Annotated in this window: 16 protein-coding genes; 5 read left to right on the forward strand and 11 right to left on the reverse strand. The window is 67.7% G+C overall.

What is annotated here, in order from left to right; all coding sequences use genetic code 11:
- The first annotated feature begins 25 nt into the window (after positions 1-25).
- Positions 26-1,306: a glycoside hydrolase family 130 protein gene (locus ASE75_RS04780; protein WP_055930978.1), complete on the forward strand. Its 1,281-nt coding sequence runs from the start codon at positions 26-28 to the stop codon at positions 1,304-1,306.
- A gap of 66 nt (positions 1,307-1,372) precedes the next feature.
- Here ASE75_RS04780 and ASE75_RS04785 read toward each other — a convergent pair whose 3' ends face one another.
- Together ASE75_RS04785 and ASE75_RS04790 are read right to left on the reverse strand one after the other, a co-directional pair.
- Positions 1,373-3,343, reverse strand: a complete 1,971-nt coding sequence (locus ASE75_RS04785) for an OPT family oligopeptide transporter (RefSeq protein WP_055929785.1) — start codon at positions 3,341-3,343, stop codon at positions 1,373-1,375.
- 200 nt (positions 3,344-3,543) lie between these two features.
- Entirely contained in the window at positions 3,544-4,170 is a 627-nt protein-coding gene (locus ASE75_RS04790) for a TetR/AcrR family transcriptional regulator (protein ID WP_235512514.1), read from the reverse strand.
- A gap of 83 nt (positions 4,171-4,253) precedes the next feature.
- Between ASE75_RS04790 and ASE75_RS04795 the strand changes: the two genes are divergently transcribed.
- Positions 4,254-5,345 (forward strand): aldo/keto reductase, encoded by a 1,092-nt coding sequence (locus ASE75_RS04795; RefSeq protein ID WP_055929789.1) that lies wholly within the window; start codon positions 4,254-4,256, stop codon positions 5,343-5,345.
- 36 nt (positions 5,346-5,381) lie between these two features.
- Here ASE75_RS04795 and ASE75_RS04800 read toward each other — a convergent pair whose 3' ends face one another.
- Positions 5,382-5,717 (reverse strand): hypothetical protein, encoded by a 336-nt coding sequence (locus tag ASE75_RS04800; RefSeq protein WP_055929791.1) that lies wholly within the window; start codon positions 5,715-5,717, stop codon positions 5,382-5,384.
- Positions 5,718-5,849: 132 nt separating this feature from the next.
- Here ASE75_RS04800 and ASE75_RS04805 point away from each other — a divergent pair, with 132 nt between their 5' ends.
- Positions 5,850-7,151, forward strand: a complete 1,302-nt coding sequence (locus ASE75_RS04805) for a homoserine dehydrogenase (RefSeq protein ID WP_055929794.1) — start codon at positions 5,850-5,852, stop codon at positions 7,149-7,151.
- A gap of 20 nt (positions 7,152-7,171) precedes the next feature.
- Here the strand turns inward: ASE75_RS04805 and ASE75_RS04810 are convergent, their stop codons facing one another.
- The 8 genes from ASE75_RS04810 to ASE75_RS04845 all read right to left on the reverse strand — a co-directional run bounded on the left by ASE75_RS04810 (position 7,172) and on the right by ASE75_RS04845 (position 14,868).
- On the reverse strand, positions 7,172-7,588 hold the full coding sequence (locus ASE75_RS04810; protein ID WP_055929797.1) for a hypothetical protein: 417 nt from the start codon (positions 7,586-7,588) through the stop codon (positions 7,172-7,174).
- A gap of 109 nt (positions 7,589-7,697) precedes the next feature.
- A complete protein-coding gene (locus tag ASE75_RS04815; protein ID WP_055929800.1) occupies positions 7,698-9,341 on the reverse strand; it encodes a helicase HerA-like domain-containing protein in 1,644 nt (547 codons plus the stop codon).
- A 109-nt stretch (positions 9,342-9,450) separates the two neighbouring features.
- Complete coding sequence (gene metK / locus ASE75_RS04820) at positions 9,451-10,668, reverse strand: methionine adenosyltransferase (RefSeq protein WP_055929803.1); 1,218 nt, start codon at positions 10,666-10,668, stop codon at positions 9,451-9,453.
- Positions 10,669-10,727: 59 nt separating this feature from the next.
- Positions 10,728-12,284: an apolipoprotein N-acyltransferase gene (gene lnt / locus ASE75_RS04825; protein ID WP_055929806.1), complete on the reverse strand. Its 1,557-nt coding sequence runs from the start codon at positions 12,282-12,284 to the stop codon at positions 10,728-10,730.
- Between the two features lie 30 nt (positions 12,285-12,314).
- A complete protein-coding gene (locus tag ASE75_RS04830) occupies positions 12,315-12,806 on the reverse strand; it encodes a hypothetical protein (RefSeq protein ID WP_055929810.1) in 492 nt (163 codons plus the stop codon).
- 240 nt (positions 12,807-13,046) lie between these two features.
- The gene (locus tag ASE75_RS04835) at positions 13,047-13,298 is read right to left on the reverse strand and encodes a hypothetical protein (RefSeq protein ID WP_156340168.1); all 252 of its coding nucleotides are present in this window, start codon (positions 13,296-13,298) and stop codon (positions 13,047-13,049) included.
- A gap of 5 nt (positions 13,299-13,303) precedes the next feature.
- Positions 13,304-13,744, reverse strand: coding sequence for a CoA-binding protein (locus tag ASE75_RS04840; RefSeq protein ID WP_055929816.1), 441 nt, complete (start codon positions 13,742-13,744; stop codon positions 13,304-13,306).
- A 170-nt stretch (positions 13,745-13,914) separates the two neighbouring features.
- Complete coding sequence (locus ASE75_RS04845) at positions 13,915-14,868, reverse strand: Mrp/NBP35 family ATP-binding protein (protein WP_055929819.1); 954 nt, start codon at positions 14,866-14,868, stop codon at positions 13,915-13,917.
- Positions 14,869-14,939: 71 nt separating this feature from the next.
- Here ASE75_RS04845 and hflK point away from each other — a divergent pair, with 71 nt between their 5' ends.
- Positions 14,940-16,061 carry a protease modulator HflK gene (gene hflK, locus ASE75_RS04850; protein ID WP_055929822.1) on the forward strand — a complete coding sequence of 374 codons (1,122 nt, stop codon included), beginning with the start codon at positions 14,940-14,942 and terminating at the stop codon, positions 16,059-16,061.
- The gene (gene hflC, locus ASE75_RS04855; protein ID WP_055929825.1) at positions 16,058-16,918 is read left to right on the forward strand and encodes a protease modulator HflC; all 861 of its coding nucleotides are present in this window, start codon (positions 16,058-16,060) and stop codon (positions 16,916-16,918) included. The genes hflK and hflC overlap by 4 nt, the downstream gene beginning before the upstream one ends.
- Positions 16,919-17,009: the final 91 nt, after the last annotated feature.

Consider the following 17,009-nt stretch of genomic DNA (forward strand, 5'->3'; position numbering starts at 1 on the left):
ACCAGCCTGGGATATGCGCGCCGCGATGGAATTGTTTACCCACCGCCTGAAACTGCATGCCGACCCGTCGCGGGTCGTGGTGCGTCCGTTCCACATCGCCTGGCAGAAGAACGGGTCGGCCCCCAGCCGCACCGAGCGGCTGGTCGGCGAAGTGCTCGCCCTGACCGTACAACAGGCGCGCGACGAACTCGACGCCGTGCTGAAGGATTTCGAGGCGCGCCACTGGCAGACGCGGCGCGTGTTCATGACCCGCTACGACCAGATCGAGGAGATGCTCGGGCTGAACGGTGCGGAGATCAGCGATGAGAAGCGCCAGCTAATCGGGGCCTATCTGTGCCACGAATACAGCTATGCCGCCGCCGCGTTGATGAACCCCAGCGCGGTGCCGCATTTCGACCAGTCGGGCATGCCGCCGGGGTCGATGCGGATCCTGATGTCGATGCGCGCGGTGGGTGAGGGGCATATTTCCTCGATCGCGTTTCGCGAAGGCATCATCACCGACAGTCACGAACTGAAGCTGGCACCCGAACCGCCATTCGCCACCGCCACCGACCTGCTGGGCAATGGCGAAACCGAAATGCCGTCGGGGCCAATCACCGTCCATCGCCACCGTGACAGCACCCTGTCGGGCACGGTGATCTTCCCGATCACCGAGGCGCAGTCCAAGGGGCTGGAGGATCTGCGGATCGTCCACTTCACCCATGACGACGGCAGCGTCGAGTGGATCGGCACCTACACCGCGTACAACGGGTCGATGATCCAGTCCGAACAGATGCGGACCAAGGATTTCCGCGCGTTCGACCTGATCCCGATGACGGGCAGCGCGGCGCGCAACAAGGGTATGGCCCTGTTCCCGCGCAAGGTCGCCGGCCAGTACATGATGATCGGCCGGCAGGACGGTGAGAACCTGTTCCTGCTCAAGTCCGACGACCTGCTGCACTGGGACGAGGGCGAGCGGATCCTGGAGCCGCATTATCCGTGGGAGCTGGTGCAGATCGGCAATTGCGGACCGCCGATCGAACTGGACGAGGGCTGGCTGCTGCTGACCCACGGCGTCGGCGCGATGCGGAAATATTCGATCGGCGCGGCGCTGCTCGACAAGAAAGACCCGTCGAAGGTGCTCGGCCGCACGACGGTGCCGATCTTGGCGGCGAAGGATCAGGACCGCGAAGGCTATGTCCCGAACGTCGTCTATTCGTGCGGCGCGATCCGCCACGGCGACACGATCTTCCTGCCGTACGGCATCGCCGACAGCTCGATCGGTTTTGCGTTCGTGCCGATCAGCGCGCTGCTCGCGGCGATGTGAAGCGACCCGCCCGTCGCCTTCGCGCAAGCAAGAGTGACGGGCGGGTGGACGCGTGGTTATCCGTTGCTACGCCCGCACCTGCCCCCGCGTGTAGCGGTAGAGCCAGCCGATCAGCGTCAGGAACACCAGTGTCCCGCCGATCAGGGCCGGCGTGGCGAAGCCGTCGCCGACCAGCGCCATCGGTGAGTCGCTGCCGGTCATCGCGACGATCCCGGCGAAACCGACCCCGAACAGGCTTTCGCCGACGATCATCCCCGTGGCGGCCAGGATGCCCATGCGCCGCGCGCCCTCCACATCGGCGCGCGTGTCGGCCCAGCGATCATAGACCCGGCCGACGACCGCCCCGACCACGACCGGCAACGTGACCGCCATCGGCAGATAGACGCCGATGCCGACCGCAAGCGGCGGCAGGCGCAGCTTGCCGGTGCGCCCGAGCAGTTCGTCGATGGCGATGATCGCGACGCCGGCCGCCGCGCCATACCCGATCATCGCCCAGTTCAGCCCGCCGCCCAGCACGCCCTTGGCGAGCGCAGAAATCAATGCCGCTTGCGGGGCCGGCAGCGCGTTCGGGCCTGCCCCCGGCGTACCGGCGAACCCGAACGCGGTGTTGAGCAGGTCGAGGATCGGCGGGATGATAAGCGACCCGAAGACGACGCCGAGCACCAGCGCCACCTGCTGCTTCCACGGCGTCGCGCCGACCAGTTGCCCGGTTTTCAGATCCTGGAGATTGTCGTTGGAGATGGTGGCGACGCCGAAGACGATGCCTGTGACGATCAGCGCATAGGCCGACAGCGCCTGCATCGTGTCGGACTGTAACGGGCCGCCGAACAGGCCACCGAGCATCAACGCGGCGGCCAGTACCGACAGGATGCCGATCCCCGACACCGGGCTGTTGGACGCGCCGATCAGCCCGGCCATGTAACCGCAGACCGACGCGATCACGAGACCGATGACCAGCACGAACGCCAGCGCGCCGCCGATCAGCGCGAACGCCGACCCCTGCAGCGGGCCGCCGGCGATGGTCGACCACAGGATGAAGGCGATCGGCACCAGCATGGCAAGGGCCACCGCGACGACGATGCCGATCGGCAGGTCGCGTTCCTCCAGCGGCACGTAGGCCCCCGACGCCTTGGCCTTCGACGCGGCGATCGCCGAACGGATGCCGCCGACGACGGGGCCGATGATTTTCAGCAGGGTCCAGATCGCGGCGACGCCGATCACGCCCGCGCCAAAGAACCGCACATCCTTCGAAAAGACGGCGCGCGCCCATGTCTCGACCTCGCCCGGCATCGGCTGCGCGGCGGTCAGGATCGGCAGGACGATCCACCAGCCGATCGCAAGGCCCGCGAACATCGCGATGCCCACCGACAGGCCGACCAGATGCCCCGCGCCGATCAGGGCGAAGGACAGCCCGCCCGAAATTCCGGTTGCGCCCGCGCCGACGCGGAAGAACAGGGCCGCCTCCTCGACCACCAGTTTCGTCTTGGCGAGGATCGCGAAGCCGGCCGACACGATCGTGCCGGCGACGATCATGCGCAGACCGGCGGCACTTTCCGCGCCGCCGTCTTCGGGATTGGCATCGCGAGAGGCCGCGCCGACCTGCAAAACCTCGGCCGCGGCCCGCCCCTCGGGGTAGGGCAGGTCGGTGTCGACCACCAGCGCGCGGCGCAGCGGGACCGAGAACATGACGCCAAGGATACCGCCAGTCGCGCAGATCGCGGCGGTCGTGACGTAGGGGAAGTTCGTCCACCAGCCGATCATGACGAGGCCGGGCAGCACGAAGATGATCGCCGCCAGCGTCCCCGCCGCGCTCGCCACCGTCTGGACGATATTGTTTTCGAGGATCGTCGAATCCCTGAACCCGCGCAGCACCGCCATCGAGATCACGGCGGCGGGGATCGAGGTGGCGAAGGTCAGCCCGACCTTCAGCCCAAGATAGACGTTGGCGGCGGTGAACAGCAGGGTGATGACGGCACCGAGCAGGATGCCGCGCAGGGTGAGTTCGGCCATCGCCGGGGATTTCGACGGACCGCTCATGCCGATTCGCGGCCGCGGAAGGTTACAAAGGTTGCACCGGCCACGGGGGATAACGGTGTTTTCGGGGTGGTGCGACCGGAGGGCGTATCAGACATGGTCGGGACGCTGACAGAAACCGCGCCTGTAGGACAGAGCGGTTTTTCGTCACCCCGCCGTCGCGGCCGTTTGCGCGCTGCCACGCCGAAAATGTGCCCGTGTTCTCAGGGCGCGGGCCACGCGTCGAGCGCGGTGCGGGCGATGGCGGCGATGACGGCGGGTTCCGCCCCGTCGCGGGCGAGCACCGACATCCCCTGGATCACCGCGATCACCAGCCCGGCCACAGCCGCTGCATCGGTGTCGACCGGCATCAGGCCAGCGGTGACATCACGTTCGATCCGCGCGGTCAGTTGCCGCCCGATCGCGGTACGGATACCGGCGATGGCCTGCTGTACATCGGCCGACGCGGGCGAACCGCTGGCCGTTGCGCTTGCCAGCAGGCACCCGCGCGGGGTGTCGTCGCGCGTAAAGGCCGCCGCCGCCGTCGTCAGCATGGCGCACGCGGCATCATACGCGGTTGCGGCGCCGGCGATCCGATCGGCCATGACCTGCGGGTCGCCGGCGTACCGGGCCGCCGCCTCAAGAAAGAGCCGCTTCTTGTCGCCGAACGCGGTGTAGATGCTGGGGGCGGTTATGCCCATCGCTGCGGTCAGGTCGCTGATCGACGTGGTTTCATAGCCATGCCGCCAGAAGGTAAGCATCGCCCGTTCCAGTGCGACATCGCGGTCGAACGACAGCGGGCGACCGGTTTTCCGACGCCGTGCCGGTTCGGTGCTGTCAGACATTTTCATAGCGATCGTTCCGAAACATGTTGACGTCTGTCGCGATCGGATAGCATCTCTTTCGTAACGAACAATATGAAAGAGGCCCGCTTATGTCGCTGACTAACTACCGCACGCTTGGCCGGTCGGGTCTCGTCGTCAGTCCATTGGCGTTGGGAACGATGACCTTCGGTCCCGGGGGATGGAACGCGGACAATGACACGGCGCGGGCGATATTCGATGCGTACCGCGATGCCGGCGGCAATTTCGTCGATACCGCCGATATCTACGCGGGCGGCGAGAGCGAACGGCTGATCGGCCGGTTCATCAGGAATACAGGCGCACGGGATGAAATCGTGCTGTCGACGAAGTTCGGCTTCAATGCGTCGGCCAACCCGCTTGGCGCGCAATCGGCCGGCGGCGGCAATCCGAATGCGGGCGGGGCGGGGGCCAAGAATATCCACCGTGCGCTCGATGCGTCGCTGACGCGGTTGGGGACGGACTATATCGATCTGTACTGGATGCACATCTGGGACGGCGTCACCCCGGCCGAGGAAGTCGTCGAAACGATGGGCAGCCTCGTCCGGGCGGGCAAGATCCGCTATTACGCGCTGTCCGACATGCCGGCCTGGCTGGCGACGAAGGTAGCGACGATCGCGACCGAACGCCGGATGCCCGGTCCGATCGCGATGCAGCTGGAATATTCGCTGGTCGCGCGTGACGTCGAGGCCGAGCATGTCCCGGCCGCGCGCGATACCGGGATGGACGTGGTGCCGTGGAGTCCGCTGGCCGGGGGATTCCTGACGGGGAAATATACCCGCGGTGACAGCGGCGACATCGGCGGCGACACGGGGCGACTGAGCGGACCGAACCCGTTCGGTGCCAGCAAGTTCGTCGATCGCAACTGGGCTATCCTCGACGCCCTGATGACGATTGCCGACGAGATGGAACGCCCGGCCGCGCAGGTCGCGCTGGCGTGGGTCATGGCACGGCCGGGAGTCGGCGCGACGCTGATCGGCGCACGAACGGTGGCGCAGGTCGAGGGCAACATCGCCGCGACTGGCATCCGGTTGAGCGCGGAGCAGATATCGCGCCTCGATTCGGTCAGCGCCCCGGCTGCAGGGTTCAGCGCCGCGCTGGCGCACCCGGCGATCCGCCGCATGGTGTTTGGCGGCCACGACGTCTCCGGCTGGCGGGAGGTCTAGGGTTTTCGGGCTACTGTTGCGGTTGGCCGGCCGGGGTCAGCCCCGATAAAACATCACCGCGATACCGGCGATCGCGATCGCGGCCACCAGGGCGATGGGTGTCAAGCGGCGGCTGCGGGCTTCGGCATGGGCGTAGTGCGCGTGGAGGTCGAGGTGGATGCGCCCGTCGGGCAGGCGGCGGATGGTGCCCGTGCGCAGGTGATGGTCGAGCCACCAGCGGGCGATGCGGTCGGGCGGGGTGTAGGGGACCGCGTCGGCAGGCGTGATCGCATGGACGGCGAGCAGGCGACCGGCGACGGGACCACGGACCCGGTGCCCCCGATGTGGCGGGTCATTGGGTCGAGGTCCGCGAAGTTGTGGCGTGACTGGCATGATCTCCGACTGTCGTCGTTTGCACGGGCCGGCACAAGGGGGCGACCGGTTCGGTCTGTCCGCGCCCTTTTCCTCGACAGCATGTGTCGGCGTCCGCTAGGCGCGGCCCTGTAAACGAACAAAGGGACGATCATGGCGGACGTGTTGCGGGTGGCACTGGCGGGGCTTGGCACGGTCGGGGGCGGGGTGATCCGCGTGCTCGATGCGAACCGCGACCTGATCGCGCGCCGCGCCGGTCGTCCGATCGAGATCGTCGCGGTGTCGGCCCGGGACCGGTCCAAGGATCGCGGCGTCGATCTGTCGCGGTTCGACTGGGTCGACGATACGCGTGCGCTGGCCGACCGGGCGGATGCCGACGTGGTGGTCGAGCTGATCGGGGGATCGGACGGCCCGGCTCTGACTCTGGCGCGCGCGGCGCTGGGCGCGGGCAAGGGGCTGGTGACCGCGAACAAGGCGATGATCGCGCATCACGGACTGGAACTGGCGCGCGCGGCCGAAGCGGCGAACGTGCCGCTGAAGTTCGAGGCGGCGGTGGCCGGCGGCATTCCGGTCATCAAGGGGCTGCGCGAGGGCATGGCCGCCAACGACATCGCGCGGGTGTACGGCATCCTCAACGGCACCTGCAATTTCATCCTGTCCAAGATGGAGGCGGAGGGCCGCGACTTCGCCGACGTGCTCGCCGAGGCGCAGGCGCTTGGCTATGCCGAGAGCGACCCCAGCTTCGATATCGACGGGGTGGACGCCGGCCACAAGCTGGCGATCCTGGCGGGCCTCGCGTTCGGGATGCGGCCGGCGTTCGGCGATGTCGCAACGCACGGCATCCGCGCGGTGCTGGCCGCCGACATCGCCGAGGCGGCGGCGCTCGGTTACCGTATCCGGCTGGTGGGACTGGCCGAGGCCGGGCCAGAAGCGAATGGGGGCGGTCTGTTCCAGCGGGTGCACCCGCATCTGGTGCCGGTCGACCATCCGCTGGCGCATGTGACCGGATCGACCAACGCGGTGGTGGCGGAAGGCAATTTCGTCGGCCGGCTGCTGTTCCAGGGCGCGGGTGCAGGCGACGGCCCGACGGCCAGCGCGGTGGTCGCCGACCTGATCGACATCGCGCGCGGCGAGTTCGGTCCGGCCTTCGCGATGCCCGCCGACGCGCTGGCAGTCCCGGTCGCGGCCGACAGCGGCGCGCGGCGCGGACGGGCCTATGTCCGCTTTACCGTGGCCGACCGGGTGGGTGTGCTGGCCGAGATCGCCGCCGCGATGCGCGATGCGGGGGTGTCGATCGAAAGCCTGATCCAGCGCGGGGTGATGACCGACGGCAGCGTGCTCGTCGCGATCGTGACGCATGAGGGACCGGAACGGTCGGTCGCCCAGGCGCTGGAGGCGTTGCGCGGGTCGCAGAGCCTGGTCGGCCAGCCGTTGTGGATGCATATTCTGGGGTGATGGTGCCGGCCGTGGACCGATTACGGGACCACCACGGGAGCCGGATCGTCGAGCGGGATCGCCACGCGTCCGCGCTTGTCGGGTTTTTTGGCGAAGGCGTCCTTGAGCAACCCCACCGCGCCGGCGACGATCGGGGCGATCGGCGGTCCGAAGCCGACCTGGCAACCCTTCTGCATCGCCGCGCACGGCGTGCCCTCCAGATCCAGCGCGCGCCGGGCGGAGAGGTTGGGATTTGTCGGCGCGGGGCCGTCCGATACCCGCTCGTCGGGCAGGGGCAGTCGCTCGGCGGCGGGGCTTCCGGGTGTGGGCGCACAGACGACGATGTCGCGGTCGGTTGAAACCGGGCAATCGGTGGGCGTCAGAATCGACCAGCTTTGCGGTGCAGGGGTCGTGGCGGGCGCGGTCTGAAGCACGATCAGCATGATGGACAGGATCATTGCGGTAAGTCTCCGGGTGCCTGTCGATCAAGCTGCGCGCGGGCCATGGCTTTTTTGCGGCGGGGGCGGGGCGAGTGCCGTGGGGCGGGGGCGAAGGCGGGTGGCGGCGTTATCGCCCCCGGAACAGCCCGCCCAGCACGCCGCGCACGACGGTGGCCATGATCCCGCCGCCCGACGATTTGCGCCGGGACGTGCCGCCGAACACCTGCTTGCCGATTTCGTTGGCGACCTGACGCCCGATCGAGCTGGAGGCGGCGCGGGTGGCCGACGTCGCCATCTTCGTCCAGGGCGAATTGGCGGCTGCGCGATCGGCCTCACGCTGCTGGCGGGCGGCTTCGCGATCCTCGGCCGCGCGGGCGCGTTCGGTGTCGCGGGCGATGCGGGCCGCGTCCTTGGCGGCGATGGCGTCGGCACGGGCCTTGGCGGTCTGCGCCTTGGCTTCGGCGGCGGCGGCACGCGCCTCGGCCGTCTTGGCCCCGAGCAGTTCCTCAGCCGATTCGCGGTCGATCGCGGTGTCGTATTTGTCGCCGATCGGATCGTTCTGGATCAGCACCGCGCGTTCGGCCGGGGTGACCGGACCGACGCGGCTGGCCGGCGGCTTGATGAGGGTGCGTTCGACCGGCGTCGGCGATCCGTCGGCCTGCAACAGCGACACCAGCGCCTCGCCGACCTTCAGTTCGGTGATGGCGGTGGCGACGTCGACGCCGGGATTGGCGCGGAACGTCTCGGCCGCCGACCGCACCGCCGCCTGATCGCGGGGCGTGAAGGCGCGCAGCGCGTGCTGCACCCGGTTGCCAAGCTGGCCGGCGACGGTGTCGGGGATGTCGATCGGGTTCTGGGTTATGAAGTAGATGCCGACGCCCTTCGACCGGATCAGCCGGACGACCTGTTCGATCTTGTCGAGCAAGGCCTTCGGCGCATCGTCGAACAGCAGATGCGCCTCGTCGAAGAAGAAAACGAGCGTGGGTTTGTCGGGGTCGCCGACCTCGGGCAGATGCTCGAACAGCTCGCTCATCAGCCATAGCAGGAACGTCGCGTACAGTTTTGGACTCGCCATCAACTGGTCGGCGGCCAGCACGTTGACGATGCCGCGCCCCTTGTCGTCCAGGCCGATGAAGTCGTCCATGTCGAGCGCGGGTTCGCCGAAGAAATGTTCCGCCCCTTGCGTGCGCAGCTGGAGCAGTGCGCGCTGGATCGCGCCGATACTCTGCTTCGACACATTCCCGTACGTGGTCGTCAGTTCCTCGGCGCGTTCGGCGCAGTGCGACAGCATCGCCTGAAGGTCGTCGAGGTCGAGGAGCAGCAGCCCCTCCTTGTCGGCGACGTGGAAGGCGATGGTCAGCACCCCCTCCTGCACCGCATTCAGGTCCATCAGCCGCGCGAGCAGCAGCGGCCCCATTTCGGAAATAGTGGTGCGGATCGGGTGCCCCTGCTTGCCGAACAGATCCCAGAATTGCACCGGGGTATCGGCATAGGCCCAGTCGGCATAGCCGATTTCGGCGGCGCGGGCGGCGAAGATCGCATGAGTCCTGGTGGTCGGCGATCCGGGCATGGCGAGGCCGGACAGGTCGCCCTTCACATCGGCGACGAAGCAGGGCACGCCGGCGGCCGAAAATCCCTCGATGATGCCTTGCAGCGTCACCGTCTTGCCGGTGCCGGTCGCGCCGGCGATCAGGCCGTGGCGGTTGGCGCGACGCAGTTCGAGCGTCTGCGGCGTGTTGCCGCCGGTGCCGATGTAGATGCCGTCACCCATGCCCGCTCTCCTCGTGGGCGCAGACCGTAGAGGGCGCGAGCGGGCGGGGGAAGAGGGTCCGTGAAACCGGCATCCTTGTGGTCCTGCGCTCGCAGGACCACGGATGGGTTCAGGCGACCGCCGCCTTCAGTGCATCGACCAGATCGGTCTTTTCCCAGGTGAAGCCGGCACCCTCCGGCTCGCGACCGAAATGGCCATAAGCTGCGGTCTTGGCATAGATCGGCGCGTTGAGCTTCAGATGTTCGCGGATACCCTTTGGCGTCAGGCGGACGAGCTGCGGCAGGACGCGCTCCAGCGTCGCCTCCTCGACGGTGCCGGTGCCATGGGTGTCGACATACACCGACAGCGGCTCGGCAATGCCGATCGCGTAGGACAGCTGGATCGTGCAGCGACGCGCCAGACCGGCGGCGACGACGTTCTTGGCCAGATAGCGCGCGACGTACGCCGCCGAGCGGTCGACCTTGGTCGGATCCTTGCCGCTGAATGCGCCGCCGCCGTGCGGGGCCGCGCCGCCATAGGTGTCGACGATGATCTTGCGCCCGGTCAGGCCTGCATCGCCGTCCGGGCCGCCGATTTCGAACTGGCCGGTCGGGTTGATGTAGATCTTCGTCGCGTCGGTGACGAAGCCGTCGGGTAGAACATCGGTGAAGACGCCCATGACGTAATCGCGCAGCACCGCGTACTTCGCGGGATCGGCATTGTCGCCCTTCTCGCAATAGCCCGGCGCATGCTGGGTCGAGACGACGAGCGCGGTCGCGGCGACCGGCACTTCGTTCTCATAGGCGAGCGTGACCTGGCTCTTGGCGTCGGGCTCGAGGAACGGTGCCGTGCCCGCGTGGCGGTCGGCGGCCATCCGCTCCAGGATCTTGTGGCTGTAATACAGCGTGGCGGGCATCAGGCCGGGGGTCTCGTCGGTTGCGTAGCCGAACATGATGCCCTGGTCGCCGGCACCCTCGTCCTTGTTACCACTTTCGTCGACGCCCATCGCGATGTGCGCGGACTGGGCGTGGAGGTTGTTCTCGAACCGGAACGTCTCCCAGTGGAAGCCGGACTGGGCATAGCCGATGCGTTTGACGGTCGCGCGAACGGCGGCCTCGATCTCGGCGAGCGCGCCGTCGGCCCATGCGCCGTTCTCGAACACGCCCTTGCAGCGGATTTCGCCGGCCAGCACGACCAGCTGGGTGGTGGTCAGCGTCTCGCAGGCGATCCGCGCCTCCGGATCCTTGGACAGGAACAGGTCGACGATGGTGTCGCTGATCTGATCGGCGACCTTGTCGGGATGGCCCTCGGATACGGACTCGGAGGTGAAGAGGAAGGATTTGCGCATGCGGGCCTCTATGCCATGCCTCCACTGGGGAAGCGATATAAGGAAAGCTTTATATCGCCCTAGCGACTGCGACGGCGCAGGGCAACGGCCAGCCCAACGAACAGCAGTGCCACGAGTGCCGCCATCGGGTTGCCGATGCGGGAAAACAGGGTCGGCGGCAGGGCCGGCGGGATCGGCAGTTCGATCGCACCGGCGGTTTCATGCGGCACGGTGGCCAGCAGGCGGCCGTCGGCGGCGATGATCGCGGAAATGCCGGTCGGGGTCGCGCGGACGATCGGCAACCCTTCCTCGATCGCGCGCATCCGCGCCTGCGCCAGATGCTGCGGCGGCCCCCAGGTACCGAACCAGGCATCGTTCGACGGGTTGAACAGCAGGCGCGGGCGATGGGCGGGGTCGACGGTGCGGCCGGAAAAGATGATCTCGTAGCAGATCTGGATGCCGACCGCACCGAAGCCGGGCAGCGTGAGGTTGGCAGGGCCGGGGCCGTCGACAAAGTCGATGTCGCCGGGGACGAGGCGTGACAGGCCGATCGGCTCCAGCAGCCAGCGCAAGGGCAGATATTCGCCGTAGGGCACCAGATGCGCCTTGTCGTAGCGGCCGACGATCCGCCCGGCGGCGCCGATCGCGAAGACCGAATTGGCGGCGCTGGTGATGCTGTCGTCGCGGTCGAACGCCAGCGCGGTGCCGCCGACCAGCGCGATGTCGCGTGGCCCCAGCACCGACGCGATCTGCGCACGCACCGACCGGGCGCTGTGCAGGCCGTAGATCCAGCGCGGGTAACCGTCCTCGATATAGTCGCGCACCACACCCTCGGGCCAGACGATCAGGCGTGGAGCGGGGCCGGGGGCGCCCGACCGCTTGAGCAGCGCATCCAGCACGCGCGGGCCGTCATCCTCGCTGCGGTCCTCCTGACCGATATCGGGCTGGACCACACGCACGCGGGGGGTGGATGCGGCGATCTGCGGGCTGGTAGGGCGGAGATAGGACAGTGGCTGGAGAAGCGCCGGCACCGCGAGTGCCGGCAGCGCCATCCACCAGCGCCGCCGGGCAAGCACCGGCATCAGTCCGGCCATGGCGACCGTCAGCCCCGACAGCGCGTAGGTGCCGACCCAGGCGGCGATGCCGGCAAACGCCTGCACCGGCAGCCAGACGACGCCGATCGGATCCCAGGCATAGCCGGTGAACAGCACGCTGCGCAGCCATTCGGTACCGATCCAGGCGGCGGCCAGGATCAGGATGAAGGCCGCATCGGGCACGAAGCCGGCGCGGCGGCCGAGCCGCCAGGCGATCCCGGCGGCAAGCATCGGAAAAACCGCCAGATACAGCCCCAGCGCGACACAGGCGACATAACCAAGCGCGGGCGGCATCGCCGACTGAAAGTCGAAGGCGTGCTGGATCCAGTTGCTGTTGACGGTGAAGTGGGCCAGCCCGAACAGCCAGCCGCGCCACAGCGCCGATTTCAGGCGTGGCGCATCATGGACGAGCCAGGCGAACCCGGCGAGGCCGATCAGCGTCGCCGGCCAGATATCAAGCGGGGCAAACCCGGTGGCGGCGACCGCGCCGAGGACGAGCGCCAGCAGGGCGGGGGACCGAAGGGCGGCGGAATGGCGGGTCATCGGCCGCGCTATGACGCGCGGACGACGGGCTTACAATGCAAAGATGGCGGTGTCGGCATAGGCGTGGACCGCCGCCGCAGGGCGGGAAAAATCGTCGCCGCGTCGGGTTGCCTCGTCGTCGAGCAGATCGATCGCCGCTGCCGGGCGATCGGTCGCGACGGTCATGGCCGCAAGGACCAGCACGGCCGCGTCATCCAGCAAGGCGGTATCCCCGCTGCCGCCTTCGAACCGGGCGTGCAGCAGCATGTCGTGCATGAAAGCCGCCTGATCGGGTGACAGGGCCGCAATGACCGTGATCGCGTCCGCGCCGGTGTCATGGTCGAAGCACGCGAGGAGGGCGCACAGGGTCTCGGCGAGGACAAGGTGGGACACCGTTTCGTCGACCGGAACATCGGTTTCGGCCAGTTCGGCCAGCGCGGCGGACAGCGCCGGCAGGCCGCCGCGCGCGAGCATCGCGATGTCCGATTCCAGCGTGTCCGGATAGAGATCGGCGGCGGGCACAAGGGCGGCGTCAGGCTTCAAGGCAAGGCTCCGAGACGGCCGGACAGGAATGGCGGTCGGAGAGCAGATGAACGGGCCATGGTTAATTTTGCGCTAACCACCGACAGAGATCGACCCGCGTCGCGTACACTGCCTTGTTCGGCTGGAGCGCCGGTGCCGGTCAGGATGCGGTATTGACGCCGGACACGCCGATCTGACGTCCCGGGGCCGTATGCCGCATGAACGCTCCGTCCGGGGCAGGAAGGTCGGGTGGAAAAACGGCTATTTGTCGATCGCTGTGGAGAACACCGTTCGCGGTTTTCGGGTGCAGACACGCGAGCCTACGACGTTGCATTTCGTACCGTCGTCGATCGCGCGACCCTTGGAGTCGCTGCTGGCGACGTCGTCCGCCTCCAGCCGATAGGGCGATCGCTTTTCGGGTTCGCCGCACCGCTCGGTCCGGCACGTCACGGACAGTTTCGAGGAGGCGGACTGGACGTTATTCTGCTGGCCGGACACCAGCAGAAGGATCACCGCGATCACTGTGCCGAACCCGCGATCGGCGCGACCCCGAGGCGGGGCAGTTCGATCGCCGGGCAGCGATCCATGACGACGCGCAGCCCGGCCGCTTCGGCACGGGCGGCAGCCGCCTCGTCGATCACGCCCAACTGCATCCACACCGCCTTTGCACCGATCGCAATGGCTTGATCCACCACCTCGCCCGCCTTGTCGGAGGCGCGAAAGATGTCGACGATGTCGATCGGGTCGCCAAGCTGGGCGAGGTCGCGGAATACGAATTCGCCGTGGATATGCTCGCCGGTGATCTGCGGGTTGACCGGGATCACGCGGTAGCCATGCTGTTGCAGCGTTCGCATCACGCGCCATGACGGGCGGTCGGGTCGGTCGGATGCGCCGACCAGGGCGATGCACCGGGCGTCCTGCAACAGCGTGCGAATGTCCTCGTCACTGGTCAGCGGCATCGTGCTCTATCCTCATCGACCGGCGCGGTGGCGGTCGGTCGATGCATGAACGCGGGAAACACCGGAAACGGTCCGTAGCCAAAGCGGTAAAACTGGTCCGCTCGAACCCTGCGCCTGTTCAGCGTCACGGCCCGACCGGTATCAGCATAACGACGATGGCAGCGAAGAGTTCATCGCGTTTCCAGCCACTTCACGATTTTTGCGGCGAGTGGAGCAAAGACGACGTCGTCCGGTTCGGCCGCCGGTGGTGCGCCCGCGTCGGACGCCGTGCGGATGCCGATCGACAGCGGCACCCGTCCGAGGAACGGGATGTCCAGCCGGGCCGCCTCGGCCTCCGCTCCGCCCGAGCCGAACGGGTCGGATACCTCGCCGCAATGCGGGCAGGCATAGCCGGCCATGTTCTCGATCACGCCGACGACCGGGATGCCGGCTTTGCCGAACAGGTCGATCGCTCGGGTGGCGTCGATCAGCGCCAGATCCTGCGGCGTCGACACGATGACCGCGCCGGCGGGCCGGTATTTCTGGATCATGGTCAGCTGCACATCGCCGGTGCCGGGCGGCAGATCCAGCACCAGCGTGTCGGCATCGCCCCAGTCGCCCTCCACCAGCTGCCCCAGCGCGCCACCGGCCATCGGCCCGCGCCACGCGATCGCCTGACCCGGCTGAACCAGCTGCCCCATCGACAACAGGGGAACGCCGAACGGGGTCATCACCGGCAGCAACTGCTTGTCGCGCGCTTCCGGCTTGATCCCCTCGACCCGCATCAGCCGGGGTTGCGAGGGGCCGTAAATATCGGCGTCGACCAGCCCGACCCGGCGGCCGGCACGGGCCAGCGCGATCGCCAGATTGGCCGACAGCGTCGATTTGCCGACCCCGCCCTTGCCGCTGGCGATGGCCAGCAGCAGCCGCCCGCGCCGTTCGGCCGTCGAGATGACGCGGGCGGTGGCGATGCCGGGCACCGATTTCGCTGCCGCGGTCACCGCCGCCTCCATCGCTTCGCGCGCGGGTGCGCCCATGCCGGTCGCATCGAGGACGATGCTGGCGCGATCGCCCTCGACCCGCACGGTTGCCCGTGCGCCTGCAACGGCCGAAACCGCCGCATTTATCTGTTCCAAATTGCTCATGGTGCGGCAGATAGGCCGCTGACCTTGGCTTGGCACTGTTTTTCCGCCGCCGCCTTCTTATAAAGACAGGTATGACGATCTTCTCGCGGCTGTTCGGCCGTCCCTCCATCCTCGCAACCGAAACGCCCAAGGGGCCATGGGGCAGCGGCGGCGACAATTCCAATGGGGGAGGCAGCGAGGGTGGCCCGCGCAATCCTTGGGCGGTTCCTCCCGGCGGTCGCAAGGGCGCGCCGACGCCGACCGCGCTGGACGACTTCCTGCGGCGAGCGCGGGGCGGTGGTGGCGGCGGCGGCGGCTTCGGCGGCGGAATGCCCAATGCCAATGCCCGCACATTGTGGTTGATCGGGACGGGGATCATCGTGGTCGTCTGGATCCTGTTGACGTCGATCCACCAGATCCGGCCGGAGCAGCGCGGCGTCGTCACCTATTTCGGCCGCTATGTCGGCACGCTGGATCCGGGCATCAGCCTGACCCCGCCGGCACCGATCGCGTCGGTACGGAAAATCGACGTGCAGCAGATCCGGACCGAGAACTTCCCGACCGGCGATGGCGAAAACCTGATGCTGACCGGCGACCAGAACATTGTCGATCTGGCCTATTCGGTGCGCTGGGATATTTCGTCGCCGCGTGACTTCGCCTTCCAGCTGAAGGACCCGCAGGACACGGTCCGCGCCACCGCCGAAAGCGCGATGCGCGCGGTGCTGGCCACGACGACGCTGAACCAGGCGATCGGTGCGGGCCGTCAGGAAATGGAGCAGCGCGTGGCCGAGGCTACGCAGCGTATCCTGAACGATTATCAGGCGGGCATCCGCATTCAGGGCGTCGCGATCAAGCAGGCGGCGGCCCCGGCCAGCATCGTCGAGGACTTCAACGCCGTCACCGCCGCCCAGCAGGAGGCGGTCGCCAACCTCAACAAATCCGAATCTTATGCGCAGCAGGTGATCGCCCGCGCGCAGGGCGAGGCCGAGCAGTTCAACAAGGTGTACGAACAGTATCGTCTTGCCCCCGAGGTCACGCGCCGCCGTATGTATTACGAGACAATGGAGGCCGTGCTGGCCCGTACCGACAAGACGATCGTCGAACCGCGTGGTGTCGTGCCGTACCTGACCGCGCCCGGCGCCCGGACGGTCCCCGATGCAGGTAGCACGGTTGCCCCGACACCCGCCGCGCCGGCGACGGAGGCTGGTCGATGAGCGTTCTTCGCAACCCCATCGCCGCCGGGTTCGCCGCTCTGGCTGGTGTTATCGTCGCTGCCGCGACCTTTGCGATTGTGCCTGAGGAGCAGCAGGCGGTGATCCTGCGCTTCGAGAACCCGGTCGGGGTGGTCAACGCGTGGAAACCCAACGAGCGGTTCGGCACGACCGGGGCGGGCATCATCGCCCGCGTGCCGTTCGTCGACAAGATCGTGTGGGTCGACAAGCGGGTGCAGGCGGTGGACCTGGACAATACTTTGGTGCTGTCGACCGACCAGTTGCGGCTTGAGGTTGACGCCTATGCCCGGTTCCGCGTCATCGACCCGCTTAAGATGGTTGTGACGGCGGGCAGCGTCGACAATGTCGTCAACCAGCTGCGCCCGCTGCTGGGCAACGCCATCCGTAACGAACTGGGCAAGCGGACCTTCGCGACCCTGCTGTCGCCCGAACGCAACCAGTTGATGGATAACATCCAGGACGGGTTGCAGCGGTTGGCGTCCCAGTACGGCGTTCAGGTGGTCGATGTGCGGATCAAGCATGCCGACCTGCCCGCCGGCCTGCCGTTGGAAAGCGCGCTGAAGCGGATGAGCACCGCGCGCCAGCAAGAGGCGATCACCATCCGCGCGCAGGGGCAAAAGCAGGCGCAGATCGTCCGCGCGCAGGCCGATGCCGACGCCGCGAAGATCTATGCCGAGGCGTTCACTAAGGACGCGCGCTTCTATGACTTCTACCGCGCGATGCAGTCCTACCGTACGACCTTCGGGGCGGACGGTGGGCCGGAGCCGAAGGGATCGACGTCGATCCTGCTGTCGCCGGACAATGATTACCTGCGCGAGTTCCGCGGTACGGAGCGGTGATGCCGGGCGAACCGGCGGGGCGGGAATGCAACTTCGCCACCTTTCGGTTCGTTCATATTCAATCGCCGTTCAGCAAGGTTTTGCGATAGCG

This window comes from Sphingomonas sp. Leaf17, assembly GCF_001421505.1.
Classification (GTDB): domain Bacteria; phylum Pseudomonadota; class Alphaproteobacteria; order Sphingomonadales; family Sphingomonadaceae; genus Sphingomonas.

What these genes read in the sequence shown, in the direction of transcription:
- metK (WP_055929803.1), bottom strand. Translation starts at nt 10,668, where the DNA reads ATGCGCAAATCCTTCCTCTTCACCTCCGAGTCCGTATCCGAGGGCCAT.
- ASE75_RS04800 (WP_055929791.1), bottom strand. Translation starts at nt 5,717, where the DNA reads ATGCCAGTCACGCCACAACTTCGCGGACCTCGACCCAATGACCCGCCA.
- ASE75_RS04840 (WP_055929816.1), bottom strand. Translation starts at nt 13,744, where the DNA reads ATGCCGCTGACCAGTGACGAGGACATTCGCACGCTGTTGCAGGACGCC.
- ASE75_RS04810 (WP_055929797.1), bottom strand. Translation starts at nt 7,588, where the DNA reads ATGATCCTGTCCATCATGCTGATCGTGCTTCAGACCGCGCCCGCCACG.
- ASE75_RS04815 (WP_055929800.1), bottom strand. Translation starts at nt 9,341, where the DNA reads ATGGGTGACGGCATCTACATCGGCACCGGCGGCAACACGCCGCAGACG.
- ASE75_RS04795 (WP_055929789.1), top strand. Translation starts at nt 4,254, where the DNA reads ATGTCGCTGACTAACTACCGCACGCTTGGCCGGTCGGGTCTCGTCGTC.
- ASE75_RS04780 (WP_055930978.1), top strand. Translation starts at nt 26, where the DNA reads ATGGAATTGTTTACCCACCGCCTGAAACTGCATGCCGACCCGTCGCGG.
- ASE75_RS04845 (WP_055929819.1), bottom strand. Translation starts at nt 14,868, where the DNA reads ATGAGCAATTTGGAACAGATAAATGCGGCGGTTTCGGCCGTTGCAGGC.
- ASE75_RS04805 (WP_055929794.1), top strand. Translation starts at nt 5,850, where the DNA reads ATGGCGGACGTGTTGCGGGTGGCACTGGCGGGGCTTGGCACGGTCGGG.
- ASE75_RS04785 (WP_055929785.1), bottom strand. Translation starts at nt 3,343, where the DNA reads ATGAGCGGTCCGTCGAAATCCCCGGCGATGGCCGAACTCACCCTGCGC.
- ASE75_RS04790 (WP_235512514.1), bottom strand. Translation starts at nt 4,170, where the DNA reads ATGAAAATGTCTGACAGCACCGAACCGGCACGGCGTCGGAAAACCGGT.
- hflC (WP_055929825.1), top strand. Translation starts at nt 16,058, where the DNA reads ATGAGCGTTCTTCGCAACCCCATCGCCGCCGGGTTCGCCGCTCTGGCT.
- lnt (WP_055929806.1), bottom strand. Translation starts at nt 12,284, where the DNA reads ATGACCCGCCATTCCGCCGCCCTTCGGTCCCCCGCCCTGCTGGCGCTC.
- hflK (WP_055929822.1), top strand. Translation starts at nt 14,940, where the DNA reads ATGACGATCTTCTCGCGGCTGTTCGGCCGTCCCTCCATCCTCGCAACC.